At 62.5% G+C, this 21843-nt stretch carries 24 protein-coding genes and 1 pseudogene; 17 read left to right on the top strand and 8 right to left on the bottom strand.

Annotated elements, in window-relative coordinates; genetic code table 11:
• Genes pxpB through CI15_RS38335 form a run of 6 tightly spaced genes read left to right on the top strand, consistent with a single transcriptional unit; the run spans position 1 to position 4867 of the window.
• The gene (pxpB, locus tag CI15_RS32755) at positions 1 to 762 is read left to right on the top strand and encodes a 5-oxoprolinase subunit PxpB (RefSeq protein WP_082814354.1); all 762 of its coding nucleotides are present in this window, start codon (positions 1 to 3) and stop codon (positions 760 to 762) included.
• Positions 759 to 1736 carry a 5-oxoprolinase subunit C family protein gene (locus CI15_RS32750; protein ID WP_062137185.1) on the top strand — a complete coding sequence of 326 codons (978 nt, stop codon included), beginning with the start codon at positions 759 to 761 and terminating at the stop codon, positions 1734 to 1736. The genes pxpB and CI15_RS32750 overlap by 4 nt, the downstream gene beginning before the upstream one ends.
• A 33-nt stretch (positions 1737 to 1769) precedes the next feature.
• Entirely contained in the window at positions 1770 to 2546 is a 777-nt protein-coding gene (locus tag CI15_RS32745) for a LamB/YcsF family protein (protein ID WP_062137182.1), read from the top strand.
• A gap of 11 nt (positions 2547 to 2557) precedes the next feature.
• Complete coding sequence (locus tag CI15_RS32740) at positions 2558 to 3019, top strand: acetyl-CoA carboxylase biotin carboxyl carrier protein (protein ID WP_062137180.1); 462 nt, start codon at positions 2558 to 2560, stop codon at positions 3017 to 3019.
• Positions 3012 to 4379 (top strand): acetyl-CoA carboxylase biotin carboxylase subunit, encoded by a 1368-nt coding sequence (accC, locus tag CI15_RS32735; protein ID WP_062137177.1) that lies wholly within the window; start codon positions 3012 to 3014, stop codon positions 4377 to 4379. The genes CI15_RS32740 and accC overlap by 8 nt, the downstream gene beginning before the upstream one ends.
• Entirely contained in the window at positions 4376 to 4867 is a 492-nt protein-coding gene (locus tag CI15_RS38335; RefSeq protein WP_420915901.1) for a hypothetical protein, read from the top strand. Before accC ends, CI15_RS38335 begins: the two co-directional genes overlap by 4 nt.
• Here the strand turns inward: CI15_RS38335 and CI15_RS38330 are convergent.
• Together CI15_RS38330 and CI15_RS32730 are read right to left on the bottom strand one after the other, a co-directional pair.
• Positions 4867 to 5031 (bottom strand): annotated as a pseudogene (locus tag CI15_RS38330) (ribbon-helix-helix domain-containing protein); the annotation flags it as partial. The gene CI15_RS38335 and the pseudogene CI15_RS38330 overlap by 1 nt on opposite strands.
• The gene (locus CI15_RS32730) at positions 5028 to 5309 is read right to left on the bottom strand and encodes a hypothetical protein (RefSeq protein WP_062137175.1); all 282 of its coding nucleotides are present in this window, start codon (positions 5307 to 5309) and stop codon (positions 5028 to 5030) included. The gene CI15_RS32730 and the pseudogene CI15_RS38330, both read right to left, overlap by 4 nt.
• A 405-nt stretch (positions 5310 to 5714) precedes the next feature.
• Between CI15_RS32730 and CI15_RS32725 the strand changes: the two genes are divergently transcribed.
• A complete protein-coding gene (locus CI15_RS32725) occupies positions 5715 to 6740 on the top strand; it encodes an NADP-dependent oxidoreductase (protein WP_062137173.1) in 1026 nt (341 codons plus the stop codon).
• Between the two features lie 83 nt (positions 6741 to 6823).
• Here the strand turns inward: CI15_RS32725 and CI15_RS32720 are convergent, their stop codons facing one another.
• The 3 genes from CI15_RS32720 to CI15_RS32710 all read right to left on the bottom strand — a co-directional run bounded on the left by CI15_RS32720 (position 6824) and on the right by CI15_RS32710 (position 8015).
• The gene (locus CI15_RS32720; protein ID WP_062137170.1) at positions 6824 to 7075 is read right to left on the bottom strand and encodes a hypothetical protein; all 252 of its coding nucleotides are present in this window, start codon (positions 7073 to 7075) and stop codon (positions 6824 to 6826) included.
• A 164-nt stretch (positions 7076 to 7239) separates the two neighbouring features.
• Positions 7240 to 7629, bottom strand: coding sequence for a response regulator (locus CI15_RS32715; protein ID WP_062138374.1), 390 nt, complete (start codon positions 7627 to 7629; stop codon positions 7240 to 7242).
• A 53-nt stretch (positions 7630 to 7682) separates the two neighbouring features.
• Positions 7683 to 8015: a hypothetical protein gene (locus CI15_RS32710; protein ID WP_062137167.1), complete on the bottom strand. Its 333-nt coding sequence runs from the start codon at positions 8013 to 8015 to the stop codon at positions 7683 to 7685.
• A gap of 144 nt (positions 8016 to 8159) precedes the next feature.
• Between CI15_RS32710 and CI15_RS32705 the strand changes: the two genes are divergently transcribed.
• From CI15_RS32705 to CI15_RS32690, 4 genes are all read left to right on the top strand, one after another.
• Positions 8160 to 9014 carry a MurR/RpiR family transcriptional regulator gene (locus CI15_RS32705; protein WP_062137164.1) on the top strand — a complete coding sequence of 285 codons (855 nt, stop codon included), beginning with the start codon at positions 8160 to 8162 and terminating at the stop codon, positions 9012 to 9014.
• 119 nt (positions 9015 to 9133) lie between these two features.
• On the top strand, positions 9134 to 10225 hold the full coding sequence (locus CI15_RS32700; RefSeq protein ID WP_062138372.1) for a C45 family autoproteolytic acyltransferase/hydrolase: 1092 nt from the start codon (positions 9134 to 9136) through the stop codon (positions 10223 to 10225).
• 5 nt (positions 10226 to 10230) lie between these two features.
• Entirely contained in the window at positions 10231 to 11559 is a 1329-nt protein-coding gene (locus CI15_RS32695) for an aspartate aminotransferase family protein (protein WP_062137161.1), read from the top strand.
• Positions 11560 to 11593: 34 nt separating this feature from the next.
• Positions 11594 to 12148, top strand: a complete 555-nt coding sequence (locus tag CI15_RS32690) for a carboxymuconolactone decarboxylase family protein (RefSeq protein ID WP_062137157.1) — start codon at positions 11594 to 11596, stop codon at positions 12146 to 12148.
• A gap of 127 nt (positions 12149 to 12275) precedes the next feature.
• Here CI15_RS32690 and CI15_RS32685 read toward each other — a convergent pair whose 3' ends face one another.
• On the bottom strand, positions 12276 to 12584 hold the full coding sequence (locus CI15_RS32685; protein WP_062138370.1) for a DUF4148 domain-containing protein: 309 nt from the start codon (positions 12582 to 12584) through the stop codon (positions 12276 to 12278).
• 323 nt (positions 12585 to 12907) lie between these two features.
• On the opposite strand from CI15_RS32685, the gene CI15_RS32680 reads away from it, so the two are divergent.
• The 4 genes from CI15_RS32680 (at position 12908) to CI15_RS32665 (ending at position 16511) form a co-directional block, all read left to right on the top strand.
• The gene (locus CI15_RS32680) at positions 12908 to 13333 is read left to right on the top strand and encodes an OsmC family protein (protein ID WP_062137154.1); all 426 of its coding nucleotides are present in this window, start codon (positions 12908 to 12910) and stop codon (positions 13331 to 13333) included.
• A 182-nt stretch (positions 13334 to 13515) separates the two neighbouring features.
• Positions 13516 to 14145 (top strand): TetR/AcrR family transcriptional regulator, encoded by a 630-nt coding sequence (locus CI15_RS32675; RefSeq protein ID WP_062137151.1) that lies wholly within the window; start codon positions 13516 to 13518, stop codon positions 14143 to 14145.
• 46 nt (positions 14146 to 14191) lie between these two features.
• Complete coding sequence (locus tag CI15_RS32670; protein ID WP_062137148.1) at positions 14192 to 15754, top strand: MFS transporter; 1563 nt, start codon at positions 14192 to 14194, stop codon at positions 15752 to 15754.
• A gap of 487 nt (positions 15755 to 16241) precedes the next feature.
• The gene (locus CI15_RS32665) at positions 16242 to 16511 is read left to right on the top strand and encodes a YodC family protein (RefSeq protein WP_062137145.1); all 270 of its coding nucleotides are present in this window, start codon (positions 16242 to 16244) and stop codon (positions 16509 to 16511) included.
• 72 nt (positions 16512 to 16583) lie between these two features.
• Here CI15_RS32665 and CI15_RS32660 read toward each other — a convergent pair whose 3' ends face one another.
• Positions 16584 to 16895 (bottom strand): superinfection immunity protein, encoded by a 312-nt coding sequence (locus CI15_RS32660; RefSeq protein ID WP_062137142.1) that lies wholly within the window; start codon positions 16893 to 16895, stop codon positions 16584 to 16586.
• Positions 16896 to 17049: 154 nt separating this feature from the next.
• On the opposite strand from CI15_RS32660, the gene CI15_RS32655 reads away from it, so the two are divergent.
• Both CI15_RS32655 and CI15_RS32650 read left to right on the top strand, forming a co-directional pair.
• Positions 17050 to 18510, top strand: a complete 1461-nt coding sequence (locus CI15_RS32655) for a M20 family metallopeptidase (protein WP_062138368.1) — start codon at positions 17050 to 17052, stop codon at positions 18508 to 18510.
• An 86-nt stretch (positions 18511 to 18596) separates the two neighbouring features.
• Positions 18597 to 19700 carry a malate/lactate/ureidoglycolate dehydrogenase gene (locus CI15_RS32650; protein WP_062137139.1) on the top strand — a complete coding sequence of 368 codons (1104 nt, stop codon included), beginning with the start codon at positions 18597 to 18599 and terminating at the stop codon, positions 19698 to 19700.
• A 34-nt stretch (positions 19701 to 19734) separates the two neighbouring features.
• Here the strand turns inward: CI15_RS32650 and pdeR are convergent, their stop codons facing one another.
• Positions 19735 to 21738 (bottom strand): cyclic di-GMP phosphodiesterase, encoded by a 2004-nt coding sequence (pdeR, locus tag CI15_RS32645; protein WP_062137136.1) that lies wholly within the window; start codon positions 21736 to 21738, stop codon positions 19735 to 19737.
• Positions 21739 to 21843: the final 105 nt, after the last annotated feature.

Raw genomic sequence — 21843 nt, 5'->3', positions numbered from 1 at the left:
ATGGACGCTCAGACTTTGGAAAACACCTGCGACGCGTCGGACGAGGTTGAGGAAACGGCTGCGTCGAAGTTTGAGGGGCATGGTGAGGCCGCTCGGAACGCACACCTCAAGATTTCCGCAGTTGGTGCAGGAGCACTTCTGTTTGACCCGGGGACGGGTGTGTTCGACCTGCTTACGCAATCGCTTTTGCTGGCAGTAGCCAGGAGAGTCGATGCGACGTTTTGTGAGAAGGCCACAACGGAAGTCGTGCTCGGTGTGAACAATCTAATGCTCATCTTCAACCCGCTGGAGCTACACCCGGATGAGGTCTCCGCAGCGTTGCTGCGCCTATGGGAAACGACGGACCCAAAGTTGGCATCGGAAAGGACGATTGAGATTCCCGTCGTCTACGGCGGTGAAGCAGGTGAGGACCTGATACCGCTGGCGAACGGCGCGGGGATTAGTGTTGCAGAGTACGTTCGCCGGCACAGCGAGGCGACGTATTCGGTTGCGTGCATTGGGTCGATGCCGGGATTCGCATACATGACGGGGTTACCCCCTGAGTTGGGTGCTCCGCGCCGAAAAGTCCCTCGAATGAGGGTTGAGCAAGGCGCAGTCATTGTCGGCGGAGCACAGGCTGGGGTCATGCCTTGTACGGCGCCGTCTGGCTGGCATCTGCTAGGTAGGACGGAACTCCGACTGTTTGATGCCTCGCAGTCGAGACCTTGCTTGTTCGAGCCCGGTGACCGGGTTCGATTTACCGTGAAGGGTATTGAAGCATGATTGATGTCCTTTCAAATGGGGCGCCGAACCTGATCCAGGACGCGGGTCGAAGAGGTCACCTAGGATTTGGCGTGAGCCGCTCGGGTGCGATGGACCTGCTCGCGCTTTCAATAGGCAATGCGCTCGTTGGCAACGAATCTGATGATGCTGCAGTCGAAATCAGCCTTTTCCCGTTTCGCGTACGTTTTCAAGGAGACCTTCAGTTCGCCGTCACAGGCGCCGATTGTGTCGTACGTCTGGACGACGCGACCCTGGCACCCTGGTGGGGCCGCACTGCGCATTCCGGTCAAACGCTAGTCATCGAGCGACCTAAACGCGGGGCGCGAGCCTATCTCTGTCTGGCCGGAGGCGTCAACGTCGAGTCGGTCATGGGTTCAAGGTCAACTGACCTGAAGGGAGCCTTTGGTGGGTTCGATGGTCGCGGCCTTCGTCGAGGAGATTCGCTGAAAGTCCTGGCCACTTCGACGCGCACCGTTCGCGAGTCAGGGCTCGGGGTCGTGCCGGCTGATGTCCCGTCATTCTGGGACGAATTATCCACCGGCGTCGTGACCGTACGGGTTGTCCCGGCCGCAGAGTATGAACACTTTACCGACGACGCCAGGAAGTCTTTCGAGACCACCGACTACGAGATAACGCCTGATGCAAATCGTGTCGGGTATCGATTGAACGGCGCCGCATTGCCGCTGTCGTCGCCGCTGGAGCTTCTCTCGCACGGTATCGTCCCCGGCACTATCCAGGTGCCGCCGTCGGGGCAACCTATCATCCAGCTCGCTGAGGCCAACACGTGTGGCGGCTATCCGAAGATTGCCACCGTTGTCGAAGCGGACCTATGGAAGCTCGGTCAGGCGCCGATTGGCTCACGTATCCGTTTTGTTGTGACGGATGTCGATCACGCATTGGAGGCGCTTCGCGTTCAGGCCGCCGAGATCAAGAAGCTGCGCAAGACCCTGGCTCTTATGGCGCAGCGAGGCTGATTTGCCCGAGAAAACCAATATAAGGAGCAGTAGATGAACACGTCCAACAAGTCACTTCACATCGACCTCAACTCGGACATGGGCGAAGGTTTTGGCGCCTGGCGCATGGGAGACGATGACGCCATCCTCGACATCGTGTCGTCGGCCAACGTTGCATGCGGTCTGCACGCTGGAGACCCGGAAATCATGGCGAGGACTTTCTCGAAGGCAAAAGAGCGCGGCGTCAACGTCGGTGCGCATCCGGGTTTTCCGGACCTATGGGGCTTTGGTCGCCGCATTATTCCGTTCACTCCGGGGGAGATTGAGCGGCTGGTGGCTTATCAAATAGGTGCGGCCCAGGCGCTGTCGACGTATGCCGGAAATCCGATTACCTATGTAAAGGCACATGGTGCACTCGGTAATCTGACGCAAACGGACCTCGAAGTGGCAACGGCGATTGCACGAGCGATGAAGGCCGTCAACCCCGAACTCATCTGCATGACGTTCGCCGGCGCGCTGATGCAGAAAGTCGCAAGCGAAATGGGACTTCGCGTCGTATGTGAAGTATTTGCGGACCGCGCATACGACGAGGAAGGTCATCTGGTTCACCGCAAGGTGCCCGGCGCCGTCCTCCACGACGTGGAGCAAGCGGCCGCCCGCATGCTGCGCATGGTCAAGGAGGGGGCCATTGAAACCGTCTCGGGCCGCATGCTTCCGGTCCAGATTGACACCATCTGTGTGCATAGCGACACCCCAGGCGCGATTCAGATGGCCGAAGAGGTTCGCCGATTGCTCGAAGGTGCTGGCGTAACAATCAAGTCGTTCGTCTGAGGTTTTCGCCAATGGACCTTGAGAAGCTGAGCCGGCTAGTCTCAATGCTGGAAGGAACGTCTGCTACCGAAGTTGAGTACACGGACGGCGATTTGAAGATGAAGCTGACGCGAGATGCTGGTGTCAGTGCAGCGCAACCTCGAGACGAGGTGCGCGCGACGGCGACGCCGATACGCCAGGCGGTCACAAACATTTCTACGCGGACAGCAACGGAAGCGCGCCATGTGATTACCTCCGGACTGACGGGGACGTTCTACAGAGCCCCCGCTCCAGACCAGGCTACGTTTGTGTCAGTCGGTGATGTAGTCGAGGAGGGGCAAACGCTCGCGGTAGTCGAGGCCATGAAGATGCTCAACACCATCGACGCCGACCGCAACGGACGGGTTATCGAAATTCTCGCTGAGGACGGCGCGTCCGTTTCGCCCGATTCAGCGCTGTTCGCGATTGAACCGCTGGAGGCCTCACATGTTTGACACTGTCCTTATCGCGAATCGTGGCGAAATCGCGTTGCGTGTCTTAAGAGCCTGCAAGGCGCTGGGCCTGAAAACCGTCGCCGTTCATTCGGAAGCCGACTCCAATCTTCGGCATGTTGCCTTGGCAGACCAGGCGCTATGTATCGGGCCTGCCCCGTCTCCGAAAAGCTATCTGCAGAAGGGGGAAATTCTTCTTGCTGCACGTCTGACAGGGGCTGGGGCCATCCACCCAGGGTATGGCTTCCTGTCGGAGAGTGCTGACTTCGCCGAAATGGTCGAGGACGCCGGCCTGGCATTCATTGGCCCCAGTGCTGCCGCCATCAGGCTAATGGGTGACAAGGTCAGCGCGAAACGAGCGATGGCAGCCTCAGGTGTCCCGTGTGTACCTGGCTCGGAAGGCGCACTCTCAGAAAACAGTGAGGAGATTCGAGCCATGGGTGAACGCGTCGGATATCCGCTTATCGTGAAAGCTGCCGGTGGCGGTGGTGGCCGAGGAATGCGGATTGTGAGAGCACGTGAGGAATTGCTCAGTGCTGTCGCAATGACGCGCGAAGAAGCAGGCCGAGCGTTCGGCAATTCCACCGTCTATCTTGAGCGTTTTCTCGAAACACCACGCCATGTAGAGATACAGGTGCTGGCCGACACGCACGGCAACGCCGTTTGGCTTGGCGAGCGCGATTGCTCAATGCAGCGCCGCAACCAGAAGATTATTGAAGAGTCACCGGCCCCAGGAATCGACCGAAAGGAAATTGCCCGAATTGGCGAACTGTGTGCTCAGGCATGTATCGACGTCGGCTACACAGGGGCGGGGACCTTTGAGTTTCTCTACGAAGATGGCGCGTTCTATTTCATCGAGATGAACACGCGTGTGCAGGTCGAGCATCCGGTTACTGAACTGGTGACCGGTGTTGACATTGTCGCGGAGCAACTGAGGATTGCGTTGGGGGAGCCGCTGTCAATGCGGCAATCTGATATCCGATTCGAGGGGCACGCAATCGAATGCCGCTTGAATGCGGAGAATCCTTGGACCTTCGTGCCGTCACCTGGCCGTGTGACCGACTGGATTGCCCCAGGCGGACCGGGTGTTCGCGTCGAGTCACACATGTACGTCGGCTACAGCATCCCTCCCAATTACGATTCGCTAATTGGCAAGTTGCTCGCACATGGCTCAACACGGGAGCAGGCCGTTGCAAGAATGCGCGTCGCTCTCGACGAAATTCTTGTTGCGGGAGTCGACACGACAGTCCCGCTGCATCGTGAGCTGATGCTGGAGGCAGGATTCAACGCAGGTGGATTCGATATCCATCATCTGGAACGTCTCATTGATAGCGGTGCGTTCAACGGAGCGAAACAGCCATGATCCTTGCCGACATCGCGATCATCCTGAACCGCCTTGAAGCAACCACGGTGACCGAATGCGCAATTGAAGAAGGGGCAACCTCTGTGCGCATAAAGTTCGACCGGATTTCGGGGCCGCACTCGAGGCTTCACACAGCCGAGACAACTTTCAACAACACGGCCTCAGTGAACCCGGAAACGTGTGTAGTGAGAGCTCCTTCGACAGGAGTCTTGCGGTTGACGCATCCGCTTTCGAGCGGCCGCCACGAGAGCCCCAGTGAGGTGCGACAGGGTCAGCATTTGGGCTATCTGGACGTCGACTCAGTTCTAACTGCAATTGTTTCGCCAACGGATGGCGCAACGTTGACTTTGCTCTCGACGGAAGGGGAACTCATCGGCTTCGGCCAGCCCATCGCAGAGGTGCACAAAATGCATCGGCAGTCCTCGCCATCGAAAGGAGAGGCGGCACCCGATTCTTCATCCGCCTCTAGCACTTTCTGCAAAGCTTGAACTCGACTATCTTGGGCATCAAGCAAACGCAGTCCGGCTTTGACTAGCTCGCCGACCGAGGCATAGAGTCTAGACGAAACCTCAGTGTCGATAAACGTTGCATGGTTCTCGTCAGGCAGATAGATGAGCGCATTGCATCTGCCGCATGTAGCAGCGGCTTTCACGTAGCGGTCAAGAGCGAACGGGCCTGCTTGAGAAGCGCGTGCGACGCGGCAAACTCATTACGTCCAGCCATAGTAAGTGCGGCGTGACTGGTGCGGGCGAACAGGTCGTCATCGGACGTTTCGACCGCATCCAAACCGAGACAAGTACGCTCGTGTCGACGAAAGAACGCGAGCAATTCGGACGAATCGGACCGCCAGTCTGGAGGACCGGCCTTGGCTAGAATCTCGGCGGCGGCCACCAGTTGTCGGGTGGCTGCGATGAATGCAGCGCCTTCCATGACACCTGTCTCCGTGTAAGTCGGCGTCGCCGATTATTCTGGGAGTTTAGCGCAGGTCTTTGACGGCGCCAGAGATGCGGCGCCCAAGCCATAGAGGGGCCGGTTGAGTTGGTCTGCGAAGTCAACGCCTACGCGCGACGCGCATCTGATGACATGGGTGTCGCCACCGACGCCCGTTTGACCCGGATGTCGACAGTCGGCTGCACCGGTAGAGAAAGCCGCGAATGGGTGCTGCTGAATCGTCCTTCTACCGGGAAGCAGTGGTCAGTCCACCGTCGGCATAGGGTGCGATACTGTGTCGGCGTCAACAGACCCTACGCATGGCGTGAAGGACACGGTCCTGAATACGGCTGAAACCCGCCTGCCTGCTACACTACCTTGCTCAAAATCATGTCGTGACTTGCCATGAACAAAAGCTATTCGAATCGCCAATGGGTGTACGTTAAGCGTCCCGAGGGTCGCGTAGGTCCAGAACACTATGAGTTACGCGAGGAGGAACTCGTTGGCAACCTTGCCGCCAACGAAGTCATCGTGCGCGCGAGCATCATTAGCGTCGACCCCTATATTCGTATTCAGCAGCACGAGCGCAACACTTACGACGTGCCTCATCCTCTGGGGATTGTTCAGCGCGCCGGTGTGGTAGGGCAGGTCGTCGCGTCTGCCAGCCCGCTCTTCGCTGAAGGCGACTGGGTCTCAACGTACAGCGGCTGGCAGCTTTATGCGCGTTGTCATCACAGCGAGCTGACGAAGCTCGACCCCAGCGTGGCCCCCGTGTCCACAGCACTTGGCGTCCTTGGGATGCCGGGGCGCACCGCATGGTTCGGCCTGATGGATGCCGGTCGTCCGCGCCCGGGAGACACACTGGTCGTATCTGGCGCCGCAGGCGCAGTCGGCTCGCTGGTTGCTCAATTTGGCAAACGCGCTGGATGCCGGGTTGTTGGCATCGCTGGCGGCCCGGACAAATGCAAATTTCTCACTGATACCCTCAAACTCGATGAAGCGGTCGACTACCGTGCATATTCGACTTTGGAGTCGTTGAGCGATGCCATACAGACGGCCACGGGCGGGGTTGACGTCTATTTCGACAACGTCGGTGGCCGCATCACCGACGCGGTGATTCCTCTCATAAAGCGCCGCGCCCGTATCGTCATCTGTGGAGCAATCAGCCAATACGACGGTGGACTGGACAAGCCAGACCTGGGGCCACGTTTCCTGCAACATATGCTCTTCCAACGAGCGACGATTCAAGGCATCCTGGCCCGCGATTTCTTAAACCGAATGGACGAAATGGTGGCCACCGTGGCACCCTGGGTTCGAAGCGGCGAACTTACTTTCCATGAGACATACGTCGACGGATTTGATGAGTTGCCGGCGGCGCTCAACAGTCTCTTCGACGGACGGAACCTTGGTAAGCTGTTGGTCCGTGTCTAGTCCAGCGAAGGCTCGATGCTATTGGGGCGAGTGGAGCGAGTGGTGCTATTCGGTGCAAATCGAGCTGACGACAAAAGGTCATGCTACGCAGCCAGGCGCTCCAGGGTCATCACTGGCAACGTCGGAGCGGGCGGAAAAACCCTCCAGCAGCCGTCGTCATGACGAAAGAAGAACAGCGCGACCTTCTCGCCGTCGTGAGTCGTCTCGACGCAGACGTAGCGGCTTCCCGCCGAGTTCGTACGGCCAAACGCAGTGACCCTTGCGGCGCTGAGGGCGTTGAACTCAAGCCATTTCTCCACTACGACACGTAAGGATTGCTCTCCGGTTCTGGCCATTTTTGTCCTCTCGGTCCAGGGAAAGGGCGCATTCAGATTTACTGCCCCTCGTGCGCTTACCTACGCAACGTGCGTGCCAGCGACTGTTCGGAGAGTGATGTCGAAAGGCAGTTCCCTTGCGAGCGAGGACCGCAAAGCTCCCCAATCAGCAGATGGCCCGCTGACTATTTCGTCCAGCTGCGGCGTTGCTCTCGATGAGTAGCGTGTTCTGTCAGCAGTCGCCGCATGGTGGCCAGTAAAGTTTGCCCATCCACAGGCTTGCGAAGGAAGCCATCATAGCTGACGAATGCGGGCGGGCTTGGCTCTCCTGAAACCAGTACGAAGACCACATCGACTAGTCCGGGGCGCGTACGCAATTGGTGGCAGAGTTCGCTCCCCGACATGTTGGGCATACGCCAGTCGGCAATCACAATGTCCACAGGGCGTTCGATGAACATGGCGAGGGCTGACTGACCATCGCGCGCGCTCCTGACCTCAAATCCATCCGCGGCACAAATGGCGCTCCAGGCAGCCAAAGCTTCCTCCTCATCGTCAACGAGCAATACGCTTGTCATGTCAGTGGTCCGAGCCGCAACATAGTGTTCGGCAGCCGGAGACCGGCCAAAGTTCACACCAATCTCGTCGAAGTCACACGCCCGACGATGCCGCCGACGAACCGGATGGACTGTCCGAGTTCCTGTTCCAAGGCCGCCGGGTCTTCAATCAGCGCCTCTAACGCTTTGCGCCCCTCTGAACCGACGAATTTGACGAACAGTCCAGCTGTCGACGGTAGCTCGCGGTAGGCGACGAACCCTTGGACAGGACCGGGCAGGTCAAGCCGGACGAAGTTGTTCATTCCATGACGAGGCGGCGTCTGGTCCGGATGGTCGAACGACGCCGGCTCGATGAATGTGTCCCAAAAAGCGCGGTTTTCCAGACGGGACGTGTTGGTCACCTTCAACTGAGCTGGCCAATCTCGGGCAACCTATTTGCGACACGCCAGAAATCGTTTGCCCATAACCAACGCGTCTTCTCCGCGTTGAAACACCCCCACCCGGTGGTAACATTTGTTGTCATCCCTCACCCCGGCGTCGCCCCCCTCAACATGCCAGACAGCTTCGATCAGCTCGTCGCCCTGATCCGGGCGCGCTTTCCTGAACTGAGCCCGCAGTTCCAGATGGGAGCGGGCTTCCTGCTCGATCATCCCGACGAGGTCGCGGTGTCATCGATGCGCAAAGTGGCCGAACGTGCACAGGTGCAACCCGCGTCACTCGTACGGCTGTCGCAGCAACTGGGTTTTCCAGGCTGGAACGAATTGCGCGATCTGTTCGTCGCGCGCGTGCGCACGCGGCCCGAGCCGTTGACGAGCCGGGCGCGCTCGATGGTCAAATCGAAAGACGCGCTCGCGCACGATCTGCTCGTCGCGCAGCAGCACAATCTCGAAACGACCGCCGCGCATAACGGCCGCGTGATCGTCGAGGCGGCGCGGGTGTTGCGGCGCGCGCCGCACGTGCACGTGGCGGGCTTCCGCTCGTGTTATCAGGTGGCGTTCGGTCTCGTCTATGGTTACCGGCTGTTTCGGCCGTCGGTGTCGCTGCTCAACGGCGAGGCCGGCACGCTCGAAATGCAGCTGCGCACGATCGAGCGCGACAGCGCGACCATCGTCATCAGCTTCGCGCCATATTCGGTCGAAGCCGCGCGGGTCGCCGAGGCCGCGCTCGAAAAAGGCAGCAAGCTGATCGCGATCACCGACAGCGCGGTGTCGCCGATCGCGCTGAACGCCGACAAGGTGCTGATCTTCTCGCACGAAAGTCCGTCGTTCTTTCCGTCGCTGGTGGCCGCGACCGCGATCGCCGAGGCGTTGGTCGCGCATCTGCTCGCGCTCGAAGGCGCGGACGCGCTCGAACAGCTCGCACTCGCCGAACAATCTTTGCATGCGAAGGGCGCCTACGTGCCTTGAGCGCTTGCCGCATCATGCCGCGCTGCATCCTGTGCCATTCAACTCCATTTGACAACAAATGTTGTATTGGCGTATAAATGCGTGCCGATTGTTGAATATGGGTGCGACCCGTGGCGTCGATGCAGGGATTCAGTGTTTTTCAGGTCAGCGGTGAGCCGTACGAGATCGGCTACCAACTCGGCGACATCGCGCGCCCGGTGTTCGCCGACTACATGGCGCAAAGCGCGGCGTGGCAGGCGGTGCGGCGCTGGCGCGGGGCGCCGTTCGTGCAGGCGCTGCGCGACGCGGCGCGCGCGCATTGTCCGGCGCTGCTCGCCGAACTCGACGGCATGGCGGCCGGCCTCGGCTGGGCCGCCGAAGACCTGTTCCTGTGGAACTGCCGTGGCGAGCTGATTCACAACGCGCCGGACGGCTGCACGACGCTCGCGGCGTCCGAGGGCAGCGCTGGCAGCGCGCGCTTCATCGCTCACAACGAAGACGGCGACCCGTTTCTGCGCGAACGTGGCGCGATGGTCGAGGTTCAGCCCAACGGCCGTCCAGGCTTCGTCAGTTTCTACTATCCCGGCTCGCTGCCGGGTCATACGTTCGCGGCCAATCGCGCCGGCGTGACGCAAGCCATCAATAATCTGCGCATCCGCACGCCCGCGGCTGGCGTGCCGCGCATGATCATCGCGCGAGCGGTGCTGGACGCGGGCTCGCTCGACGAAGCCTTGCAGATCCTGCGCGGCTTGCCGTCGGCGAGTGGCTTTCATCACACGCTCGGCTGTGCGGGCGACTTGCGCCTGTTCAGCATCGAAGCCACTGCGCGGCGCTGCTCCGTGCAGGCGGTGCAAACACTGTCCGGCCACGCGAATCACATGATTCATGCGGGCTGCGAAGCCGAAGCGCAGATCGTCACGGACTCGTCGCGCGACCGGCAGTCGCGTGTCGACGCTCTGTTGCCCGCGCTCGCCGCTGCCGGCCCGTTGCAGCCGGCCGCCTTGCTCGAGGTGCTGCACGATCGCGCGTCGTCGGGCTTGCCGATCTATCGCGACGATCCGCACGATCCCGACGACGAAAACACCCTTGCCACCGCGCTATTCGAAATCGGCGGCACAGGCGTATCGATGAAGACCTATCGACAGGGGCAGTGCGCGTTCGACACTTTCATCGCGTGCGCGACGCCCGAACCGGTCCGTGTCGACACGCGCGCCGCCATCACCAGGAACTGAACACCATGTCCACCGTTTTCCATCGCTCTCCGAAGCAATCCTTGCCGGTGGCCGTCGCGGGCGACGGCATCGAAATCATCGATTCCAAGGGCAAGCGCTATATCGACGCGTCGGGCGGCGCGGCCGTCTCGTGTCTCGGCCACAGCAACCAGCGTGTGATCGACGCGATCAAACGGCAGGCGCAACAGTTGCCGTACGCGCACACGTCGTTCTTCACGACGGAGCCGGCCGAGGAACTGGCCGAGCGGCTCGTCGCGAGCGCGCCTGCCGGACTCAAGCACGTGTACTTCGTGTCGGGCGGCTCGGAGGCGATCGAGGCAGCGCTGAAGCTCGCGCGACAGTATTTCGTCGAGAAGGGCGAGACGCAGCGGCGTCATTTCATCGCGCGTCGGCAGAGCTATCACGGCAATACGCTCGGGGCGCTCGCGATCGGCGGCAATGCATGGCGCCGCGAGCCGTTCCTGCCGATCCTGATCGAAGCGCATCACGTGAGCCCGTGCTACGCGTATCGCGAGCAACGCGCCGACGAAACCGAAGAAGCATTCGCGCAGCGTCTCGCCGATGAACTCGAACAGAAGATTCTCGAACTCGGCGCGGACACGGTCGCGGCGTTCGTCGCGGAAACGGTGGTCGGCGCCACGGCCGGCGCGGTGCCGCCGGTGCGCGAGTACTTCCGCAAGATTCGGGCGGTCTGCGATCGCTATGGCGTCCTGCTGATTCTCGACGAGATCATGTCGGGCATGGGCCGCACCGGCTATCTGTTCGCGTGCGAGGAAGACGGTGTGGCGCCCGATCTGCTGACCATCGCGAAGGGTCTCGGCGCGGGCTATCAGCCGATCGGCGCGACGCTGGTCAGCGAGCGCATCTATCAGACGATCGTCGGCGGCTCGGGCTTTTTCCAGCATGGCCATACCTATATCGGCCATGCGACCGCGTGCGCGGCAGCGCTCGAAGTGCAACGCGTGATCGCCGAAGACAAGCTGCTGCCGAACGTGCAGGCGCGCGGCGAGCAGTTGCGCGGCCGGCTGCGCGAGCACTATGCGCAGCACGCGCATATCGGCGACGTGCGTGGGCGCGGCCTGTTCGTCGGCGTCGAACTCGTGAAGAATCGCGCGACCAAAGAGCCGTTCGACGCCGGACTGAAACTTCACGCGGCGATCAAGCGCGAAGCGTTCGCGCGCGGCCTGATGGTGTATCCGATGGGCGGCACCGTCGACGGTAAGCGTGGCGACCATGTGCTGCTCGCGCCGCCGTTCATCTGCACGGAACGCGACATCGACGAGATCGTCAGCCGCCTGAGCGATGCGATCGGCGCCTCGCTGGCCGCCGTCTAAGCTGTCCGAACCCCTGTCTTTTGCGAGAACGATGATGACCGAGCGCCTGCCTCACTTCGAGATGTCCACCGCCACGCCCGAACAGAAAGCGGTGCTCGACGAAATCCTGTCCGGCCCGCGCGGCAACCTGAACGGGCCGTTCCTTGGCTGGATCCACAGCCCGGAACTCGCGCAGCACGCGCAGCGCCTCGGCGCGTTTTGCCGCTACCAGACCGGCCTGTCGCTGCGCCTGTCGGAACTCGCGATTCTGGTCACCGCTGCGCGCTGGCAGGCGCAGGCGGAGTGGTACATCCATTATCCGATCGCGCTAGAGGCCGGCGTTAGCGAAGCGGACGCCGAGACGATCCGCCAGGGGCGCCGCCCCGATTTCGCCGAGGCCGACGACGCGCTGATCTACGACTTCGCGAGCGAGCTGTACGAGACGAAGCGGGTGTCGGACGCGATCTACACGCGGGCGGTGGAGCGCTTCGGGCATCAGGTCGTGATCAATCTGGTCGGCCTGCTCGGCTACTACGCGCTGGTCGCGATGACGCTAAATGTGTTCGACATGCGTGCGCTCGGACAGCAAAGCCTGCCGTTTCCCGAGTGACGTTTTTACCAACGCGTGGCGCCACACGCGAGGCGCGCGTAAACGCAAAAGCCCCGGTTGCCAGAACTTCGCAACCGGGGCTTTTTACTGCGTGCGGCAATCGCCGCTAGCGTGCTCAGTTACCGCCTCAGTTACCGCGATACGTCGAGAAGATGCGTTGCTGCACGGTCGTCGGCGAGCCTGCCTCCGACGAACTCGCCTTCACGCCGCCGAGATCCTGTGCGCCTTGCGCCGAAGCGGTGACGACCGTCGAGCCTGCGGGCACGGTCTTCGGATATTCGGTGTCGTTCTGGTACACGAGGCCCGCTTTTTGCGCGGCGACGAGTTCGGCGCGCACCTGAGCGCGGGTGACCGGACCGTTAGCCTGCTGCGCGAACGACACTGCCGGAACGATGAAGGCCGATGCGACGACCACGGCGGAAAGAAGCGATTTCATGATGACCTCCGATTTCATTGTGGGCTGGATCGGTGTGAACCACGTTTCCCGATCTGTTGAAACCAGTCTATTTCTTACGGGGTCAGCAAAAAAGTGGCTTTCTGACGAAATATTATTGCTGAATTTAAGATAATTCAGTCAGGCGCTTTTCCGCGCCGGCAGGCGGAAGCGCCTATGATGAAATCCGGTCCACACCCCGCGCCTGCACACCGCGCGGCACCTGCGACCGATGCCCGAGCGCCGACACATCCGGGCGGACCTCTGCGGCGGGCATCATGTTCGGTCGAGCAGCGTGCGCGGCAAGGCACAAACAGGAGAGAGCAATGAAGCGCAAGGCATCGGCAGTCTGGCAAGGCGGCCTGCAGAACGGCAAGGGCTCGATTTCCACCGACAGCGGCGTCCTGAAGGACACGCAATACTCGTTCGCGACGCGCTTCGCGGACGGCATCGGCACGAATCCGGAAGAGCTGATCGCTGCTGCGCATGCGGGGTGTTTCTCGATGGCGTTGTCGGCGGAGCTGGGCAAGGCCAACATCACGCCGGAGCGCATCGGCACGACGGCCACCGTGACGCTCGACAAGGACGGCGGCGGCTTCTCGATCACCGCGGTGCATCTCGACGTGACCGTGAAGATTCCCGGCGGCGACAAGGCCGCCTTCGACAAGGCCACCGCGGACGCGAAGGCCGGTTGCCCGGTGTCGAAGGTGCTGAACGCGACGATCACGATGGATGCGAAGCTGGAGACCTGAGCCTCGGCTGTACGCGTCACGCAGCGAAGCCGGTGGCGGGGCAAGCCTGCCGCCGGCTTTTTTCATTGGGGCCGCCGACTCGGCGCATGACCCTAGGGCGAGTAGGCCTACGGAAAGCTGTCCTTGATTTATTGAACATCCAGTCATAATATCCACCAAACCAAGCAACAAGGTCATCGCAATTGAGTCATCCAAAGCAAGCCTCGAAGAAAGCCGGCGAAGTGGGGCAACGCGGCCGCCCGCGCGAGTTCGACGCGGACACCGTGCTGGCCAACGCGAGCCAGGTGTTCTGGGACCACGGCTATCACGCGACCTCGATCGACGATCTGTGCAAGGCCACCGGTCTGCTGCGCGGCAGCCTGTACGGCGTGTTCGGCGACAAGCACGGCATCATGCTGGCCGCGCTTGATCATTACTCGGAAGGTGCGGTGGCGCGGCTCGCGCAGCGCCTCGCCGCGCCCGTCGAGCCGGAGCAGGCGCTGCGTGACGCGCTGCTGCACTACGCGCGGGTCTCGTGCGCGCTGAGTGGCCGGCGCAGTTGTTTCATCACGAATACGACGCTGGAAATGCAGCCCGACGACGAAGAACTGCGCGCGCGCGTCGCCGCGATTCAGCGCCGCATGGCGACCTTGCTCGCCGCGACCGTGATCCGCGGTCAGGCGAACGGCGCATTCGACTCGACGTTGGACGAAAAAGCCGTCGGTAATTTTCTGCTGTGCGTGATGCAGGGTTTGCGGGTGATGGGACGGGTTGCGCAGGAGGAAGATGCGCTGACTGGTATCGTCGACGTAGCGATGCGCGCGTTGGTGTAGCGCCCGAGGGCGCAAAATTTTTTCACTAATTTTTGAACGATCGGTCATGAAAAGCGAAGCGATCAAGTCCGCTCCGGCGGCATTCGGTGGATCCGTGTGTTGCGCTACCGGCGCCACCAGCGCGGCCGGGGCGGTGACGGGTCCCGGCCCGGCGCCGGCAGGCAGGGCATTCGCCGCCCAGGCAGCGGCGCCGACCATGCGGCGCCAGGCGCTTGCGCTCGCGGTGCTGTTCGTCGGCGCCTTTCTCGCGCCGCTCGATTACTTCATCGTCAATCTTGCGCTGCCGTCGATTCATACGGGCCTCAACGCGAGCGACGCGCAGTTGCAGCTTGTCGTGTCCGCTTATGCTTCCGCCTACGCGGTGCTGTTGATCACAGGCGGCCGCCTCGGCGATCTGTTCGGCCGCCGTCGCATGTTCATGACTGGCATGGCGGCGTTCGTGATTGCATCGGCACTGTGCGGCTTCGCGACGAGCGGCCAGATGCTCGTGATCTCGCGCATCGTGCAAGGCATCGCGGCCGCGGTGATGGCGCCGCAAGTGCTCGCGACCATTCGCGCGGTCGTGCCGCTGCATCAGCAGACGCGCGTGATGAGTCTGTACGGCTTCATGTTCGGCTTGTCGTCGATCGTCGGGCAACTCGGCGGCGGCGCACTGATTACCTATCACCCGTTCGGGCTCGACTGGCGCGTGATCTTCCTGATCAACATCCCGATCGGCATCGCGGCGTTCATCGGTACATGGAAGTTCGTGCCGGAAAACCAGCCGGCCACGCATGCCGGCGTCGATCTGAAGGGCGTCGCGTTGCTGTCGGCGGTGTTGCTGCTCGTCATCTATCCCATGACGCATGGACGCGAAGCCGGTTGGCCCGCGTGGACCTTCGCGATGTTCGCGCTCGCGGTGCCGGTGTTCGCGCTATTCGTCGCCACCGAGCGGCGCGTCGAGCGCAGCGGCGGCCATCCGCTCGTCGACCTGCAACTGTTCCGCAACCGCGCGTTCGCGCTCGGTCTCGTGCTCGCGTTCCTGTTCTATTGCAATAGCGCGTTCTTCCTGACCTACGGCATCTTCCTGCAGACCGGTCTGCACTGGACGCCCCTCGCGTCCGGCATCGCGATCATGCCGTTCGCGCTCGGCTTCGTGATCGGGCCGCTGACTTCGCCGGCCGTGGTCAAGCGCATCGGCGCGCACGTGCTGACACTCGGCTTCTCGATGATGACGGTGGGCTTCACCGTGACCGGCTGGTCCGCGACCCAATCCGCGACGCCCGATCTGCTGTTCTATTGCGGGCTGGTTTGCGCGGGCGTCGGGCATGGTCTGCTGCTGCCGTCGATCATGCGGATCGTGCTGCAGGAGGTGGTGCCCGAGAAGGCCGGGCTGGCTTCGGGTGTGGTGTCGTCGACGTTGCAGATCGGCTCCGCGTTCGGCACCGCGGCAATTAGCGGCGCGTTCTTCGGGGCGCTCGGCGGCAGTGCGGCGCCCGCGTCTTATGCGCACGCGTTCCAGCTGAGCCTCGCAATCAATGCCGCGCTGATGTTCGTGTGTATCGGCTTGAGCGTGCTGCTAGTGCGTCATCAGCAACAGGTGCAACGCACAATCGCGCAAGCGGTTTGAAAATAACCGGCTGGTAATCGTTTTCATTGGTTTGCTCGCCGTAAGAAAATCGTCGAATTTGAACGAAGCGGTATAACGAAAAACGCTGCATTTACCGGCGATCTGCTCGTTCACAGGTAATTCTGATTTAGATCAAACGGAAGCCAGTGAAATAACGTTTTGCGGCATTGCGTCACGTTTTCTAATCAGACGAAAGCGGCGTCGCATTTTCTACCGGCCTGCAAACGGCCTGCAGTAAGTGTTGCGTTGGTGCGGTAGCGCACATAGGGTTAGCGGCAAGGCGGTGGCGGGGATTTTCTCGTTTCGACGGGAACTAAAGGCGTTGGGCGTGTATATCTTTCCCAATGAAAACGGTATCAATAAAAAGCGCTTGCCGCGTTTAAATTCAATTGTTAATCTCTGTGAACTCTAGAGCTTTCCTTCAGCAGGTCGAAGTGGATAAAGCCGGGCTCAATGACTTAATAACGCTCAAGATAGGGGGCCGAATATGCTGACCGCTACCATTGACGCATTCCAGACAACGTCCGCCGCCTTCAGCGTTGGCGACGTCGTGACATTGAAGGAAGGGGGCCCGCGCATGACCGTGACGTACGCAGGTCCGGTAGCGCTCAATCCCGGCGACTGGCTCATCTGCGAGTGGTTCGACGAACACGGCGAACTGCGTCACGAAATGTTCGCACCGCAAGCCGTGCGTACCGAACCGCGCTCGATTCCGGCGGGCTCGGTACAGTGGCATCGCATCGGGCGCGCCGCCTGAGCGACGCAAGCCGGTCAGCCCGTTTCCTATTTCACGTCTATTTCTCGTAGTACTCGAGCCGCCCGAATCGATTCAACGCTCGGGCCGGTCGCGCGCGGCCTCGCGTCGCCGTACACGCACCATCAACGCGGACGAAAACGCGCGCAAGCTCAACGCCTTGCGTGTCTCGACGACGTCGCTCGCGAGGCTCTCCGGCGGATTCGGCTGTAGTGCCCAATACAGCGCAAGCAGCCAGCCGAGCACGGTCCAGCCGAGGCAGGCGTTGAAGAGCGCGAGCGTCAGCACGTCTCGCCGCTTGCGCCGGTCCGCGATGATCGCCGGCAGAAAATACAGCGCCAGCGCGAATGCCGCAGCGATGACCTGAACGGCCACGTTACCACCCATAAAATCTCCTGATGCGAGATGCATGTAAGGATTGTCGCGCGAATGACCGCTTCGCGCATTCCGCCCGACACCTAGACGCCGCAAGGGGTTCAGCCCGGCACGCATCGGGACTATCATGATCGTTTCGACCGAACAGTACTTCACGGACCCGATCATGATCAACGACGATACGACCCAGCAGGCTCAACTCAACCCGGACACACTACGAGAATTCGTCGAGCGCAAGTGGAACGACGAGATCGTGCCCGCGCTGACGGACTACATCGCGGTGCCGGCCAAGAGCCCGGCGTTCGATCCCGACTGGGCGAAGCACGGCTATCTGGAGCGCGTGATCACCGACGCCGCGCAATGGGCCGAGCAGCAACCGGTGCGCGGCCTGAAGCTCGAGGTGATCCGCCTGCCGGGCCGCACGCCGGTGATCTTCTTCGAAACGGCCGCGACCCGCTCGGGCAGCGACGAAACCATCGTGCTATACGGCCACCTCGACAAGCAACCCGAGTTCGACGGCTGGCGCAACGACCTGGGTCCGTGGACGCCGAAGTTCGAGGACGGCAAGCTCTACGGCCGCGGCGGCGCGGACGACGGCTACGCGATCTACGCGAGCCTGACGGCGCTCGCCGCGCTCGATGCGCAGGGTGTCGAGCGTCCGCGTTGCGTCGGGCTGATCGAAACCTGCGAGGAGTCGGGCAGCTACGATCTGCTGCCCTACGTCGACGCGCTGCGCGAGCGGCTCGGTAACGTCGGGCTCGTCGTGTGCCTCGATTCCGGCGCGGGCAATTACGATCAGCTGTGGCTGACCACGTCGCTGCGCGGCCTCGTCGGCGGCGACCTCGAAGTGCAGGTGCTCGACGAAGGGATTCACTCGGGTGTCTACGGCGGCATCGTGCCGTCGAGCTTCCGCATCATGCGGCAACTGTTCGACCGGCTCGAAGACTCCGCGAACGGCACGCTGCTGCCGAAGGGGTTTCACTGCCCGGTGCCGGCCGATCGTCTGCGCGAAGCGGAGGCCGCCGCCAGGATTCTCGGCGACGACGTCTGGAAGAAGATGCCGTGGGCGTGCGGCCAGGACGGCCGTCAGGTGCTGCCCACCACGACCGATCCGCGCGAGGCGCTGCTCAATTCGACGTGGCGCCCGTCGCTGTCGGTGACGGGCGCGGCCGGCTTGCCCGCGCTTGCCGATGCCGGCAACGTGCTGCGGCCGCGCACCGCGTTCAAGCTGTCGTTGCGTCTGCCGCCGACCATCGAAGCGGACAAGGCGGTGGCCGAACTGAAGGCGCTGCTCGAATTCGATCCGCCGTACAACGCGAAGGTCACCTTCAAGCCGGATGCGGGCGCGGCGAGCGGCTGGAACGCACCGGAGGTCGCGCCGTGGCTCGCCAGCGCGCTCAATGATGCATCGCGTCAGCACTTCGGCGCCGACGCCGCCTATATGGGCCTCGGTGGCACGATCCCACTGATGAACGTGTTGAAGGCGGGCTTTCCGAAGTCGCAATTCATGGTGTGCGGTGTGCTCGGGCCGAAGTCGAACGCGCACGGGCCGAACGAATTCCTGCACGTGCCGTACGGCAAGAAACTGACGGCTGCGGTCGCCGAGGTGATCGCCGCGGCGCCTTGAGCTTTCGCCTGGTTCGAGCGGGGTTCGGGCGTGGCCTGTGGACCCCGCTGCTTCATTCCTTCCGCCCAGACCACACCGACTCCTGAATGACCGATCAGACCACTGCTGAAGCCACCACGCCCCGGATTCCGGCCGATCAACTGCATGCCTACGTCAGGGCGATCTGGGAGCGAGCGGGCAGCACGCCCCGCGAAGCCGAACTGGTGGCCGATCATCTGGTGGCCGCCAATCTGACCGGTCACGACTCGCACGGTGTCGGCATGATCCCGCGTTACGCCGAGTCGCTCAATGACCAGCAACTGCGACTGAACCGGCACGCCGAAGTCGTGAAGGACGCGGGCGCGGTGTTGAGCGTCGAAGGCGGCATGGGCTTCGGCCAGGTGATAGCGTTCGAGGCGATGGAGCAGGGCATCGAGCGCGCGCGGCGGCTCGGCATCTGCGCGGTGGGCTTGCGCGGCGCGCATCATATCGGCCGTATCGGGCATTGGGCCGAGCAGTGCGCGCGCGCCGGTCTCGTGTCGTTCCACTTCGTCAACGTGGCGGGCGATCCGCTCGTCGCGCCGTTCGGTGGCGCTGACCGGCGCATCGGCACGAATCCGTTCTGCGCCGCTTATCCGCGTCCCGGCAAGCCGCCGCTCGTGCTCGACTTCGCGACCAGCACGATCGCCTATGGCAAGACGCGCGTCGCCTATAACCAGGGCAAGCACACGCCGCCCGGCGCGTTGATCGATCACGAAGGCATGCCGACGCTCGAACCGAAGGTCATGCATGAAGCGCCGTTCGGCTCGCTGACACCGTTCGGCGGTCACAAGGGTTTCGGGCTCGCGGCCATGTGCGAGATTTTCGGCGGCGCACTGTCGGGCGGATTCACGACGCACGCGGACACGCTCGGCACCACGCACGCGATCATCAACTGCATGCTGTCGGTGATCATCGATCCGGCCGCCTTCGACGCACCCGATGCGCAAGCCGAGGCCGATGCGTTCCTCGCGTGGGTGAAGGCGTCGCCGCTCGCGGCGGGTGCCGGGCGCATCTACGAACCCGGCGAGCCCGAGCGCGTGACGCGCGCGCAACGCGAGGCCGCCGGGATTCCGATCGACGCGGCCACGTGGACGCAGATCCACGCCGCGGCACGCGCAGTCGGTATGGGCGAAGACGAGGTGACAGGCTGGTCCGCGCGGCTGCGCTGAAGCGCTGCAGTACTGCAGCGCGCGGCGGGAAGGCTCAGGCAATCAGCCTGAGCTTCTGTCTATCGAGCAGCCAGCGCTCGAACTCGGTGGCGGGCATCGGCCGCGCGTACAGGAAGCCCTGCACGTAATCGACGCCGAGCCCCTTCATGAAGGCTTCTTCCGCCTCGGTTTCGATCCCTTCGGCGACCACCTGGAAATCGAGCTCCTGGGCGACCGCGACCATCGAGCGCACCAGCGCCTGGGCCTTCATGTCCGCGTGGATCGAGCGCACGAAACTGCGGTCGAGCTTGATCACGTCGAGCGGAATACGGCCGAGCTGCGACAGCGACGAGTAGCCGGTGCCGAAGTCGTCCAGATGCACCTGAGCGCCGAGCTGGCGAAACTGCTTGATCAGCTCGATCGCGGCTGCTTCGTTTTCGATCAGGCAGCTTTCGGTCAGTTCGAGGTCGATCAGACAGGGATCGAGGCTCGCGTGCTGCAGCGCCTCGCTGAAATGACGGACCACGGCCGTATCGGTCAGCTGCCGCGCCGACAGGTTGATCGCGATGCGCAGGTCGTAGCCGGCCGCTTTCCAGCGGGCCGCCTGTTTCGCGGCGGTTTCCATGACCCAGCGGCCGAGCACGCCGATCAGTCCGGATTCCTCGGCATAACGGATGAATTCCGCCGGCATGATCTGCCCGCGTTCCGGCGAATTCCAGCGCACCAGCGCTTCCGCGCCTTGCACGGCGCCGGTCGCGAGGACCAGCTTCGGCTGGTAGTGCAGCGCGAGCTGGCCTTCATCGAGTCCGCGGCGCAGATTCGTGTCGAGCCACATGAACTCGGCGACGCGGCGGTTCATGTCAGGCGAGAACACGCGATGGGTGCGCTTGCCTTCGTCCTTCGCGACGTACATCGCGGTATCGGCCGAACGGATCAGCGTTTCGAGACTTTCACCATGTTCCGGCGAACGCGCGATGCCGATCGAGCAGCCCGTATAGACCTCGACGAGGCCGACCGCGAACGGCATGCGCATGCGGTCGAGAATGCGCTGCGCGGTGTTTTCCAGGTCATGCGCGGAGCCCTTCGCGGCGAGCACGATGAACTCGTCGCCGCCGAGCCGCGCGAGCGAGTCGCCGGGATTCAGGCAGTTGCGGATCGCGTCCGACACGTCGCAGATCAGCCGGTCGCCGAACACGTGGCCGTAGTGGTCGTTGACCTTCTTGAAGTTGTCGAGATCGAGAAACAGCACGCCGACGGCTTCTCCCGGCGCGGCCTGTTCGATCGCGATCTGGATGCGCTCCTGGATCGCATTGCGATTGGCGAGACCGGTGAGCGGGTCGGTGGTGGCCTGTTCGATCAGGCGTTCCTGCGCGAGCCGTTGCTCGGTGATGTCGGTGCCCGAGCAGATCAGGAACTGGTCTTCGATGCCGCTGCCGCTGCGCACGAACTTGTTGCGAAACAGGAACAGCCGCTCGCCATGCACCGTATTGATGCGCCGTTCGATCTCGTACGGCTCGCCGCGATTGAAGAAGTCCGCGCTGGCGCGGTTCGAGACCACGACACCGTCGGACGGCATGAACAGCGTCCAGACGCTGCGGCCGATGATGTCTTCTTCGCGAAGTCCGGTCAGCTCCTCGGCGAGGCGGTTGAAACGCTGTATCCGGCCGTGCCGGTCGACGATCACGACGACCGAGTTGACCTCGGAGACGACCTGTTCGGCGAACGACAGACCGTGCAGCAGCGCGCGCGCCACCGATTCGGTGTCGGCGTGGGCCGACGCGGTGCCACCCCAGCGATGGCCATCGAGCTTCTTGCCGACCAGATGCAGACGCAGCGGTGCGCCGTCCAGCTGCACGTCGACGACCACGTGTGAGGTCACGCCGCTCAACGCACGGACCTGGGAGGCTTGGGAAGGGGTGAGGGGAATCGCGACGCTCGGAGCCGCATGGCCGTGCCCGGGCGCGAGTTCCAGCGTGTTGCTAGCCGCCAACAGACGCCAGCAAGGGCTGCTCGTGCCGAACCGCGCGTGAAGCACCTGGTCGTGTAGCTCGTCGCTCATGAAGTCCCCGGAGTATGCCGGCGGGCCCTATCCAGGCGGGCGGCGGCAGACAGTCTTCCTCATACTAAATTGGATCTGCCTCATTGTAGCGAAGCGTGACAGTTC

This window comes from Paraburkholderia monticola (genome assembly GCF_001580545.1).
Lineage (GTDB): Bacteria > Pseudomonadota > Gammaproteobacteria > Burkholderiales > Burkholderiaceae > Paraburkholderia > Paraburkholderia monticola.
This window is presented reverse-complemented; position numbering and strand designations above follow the sequence as displayed.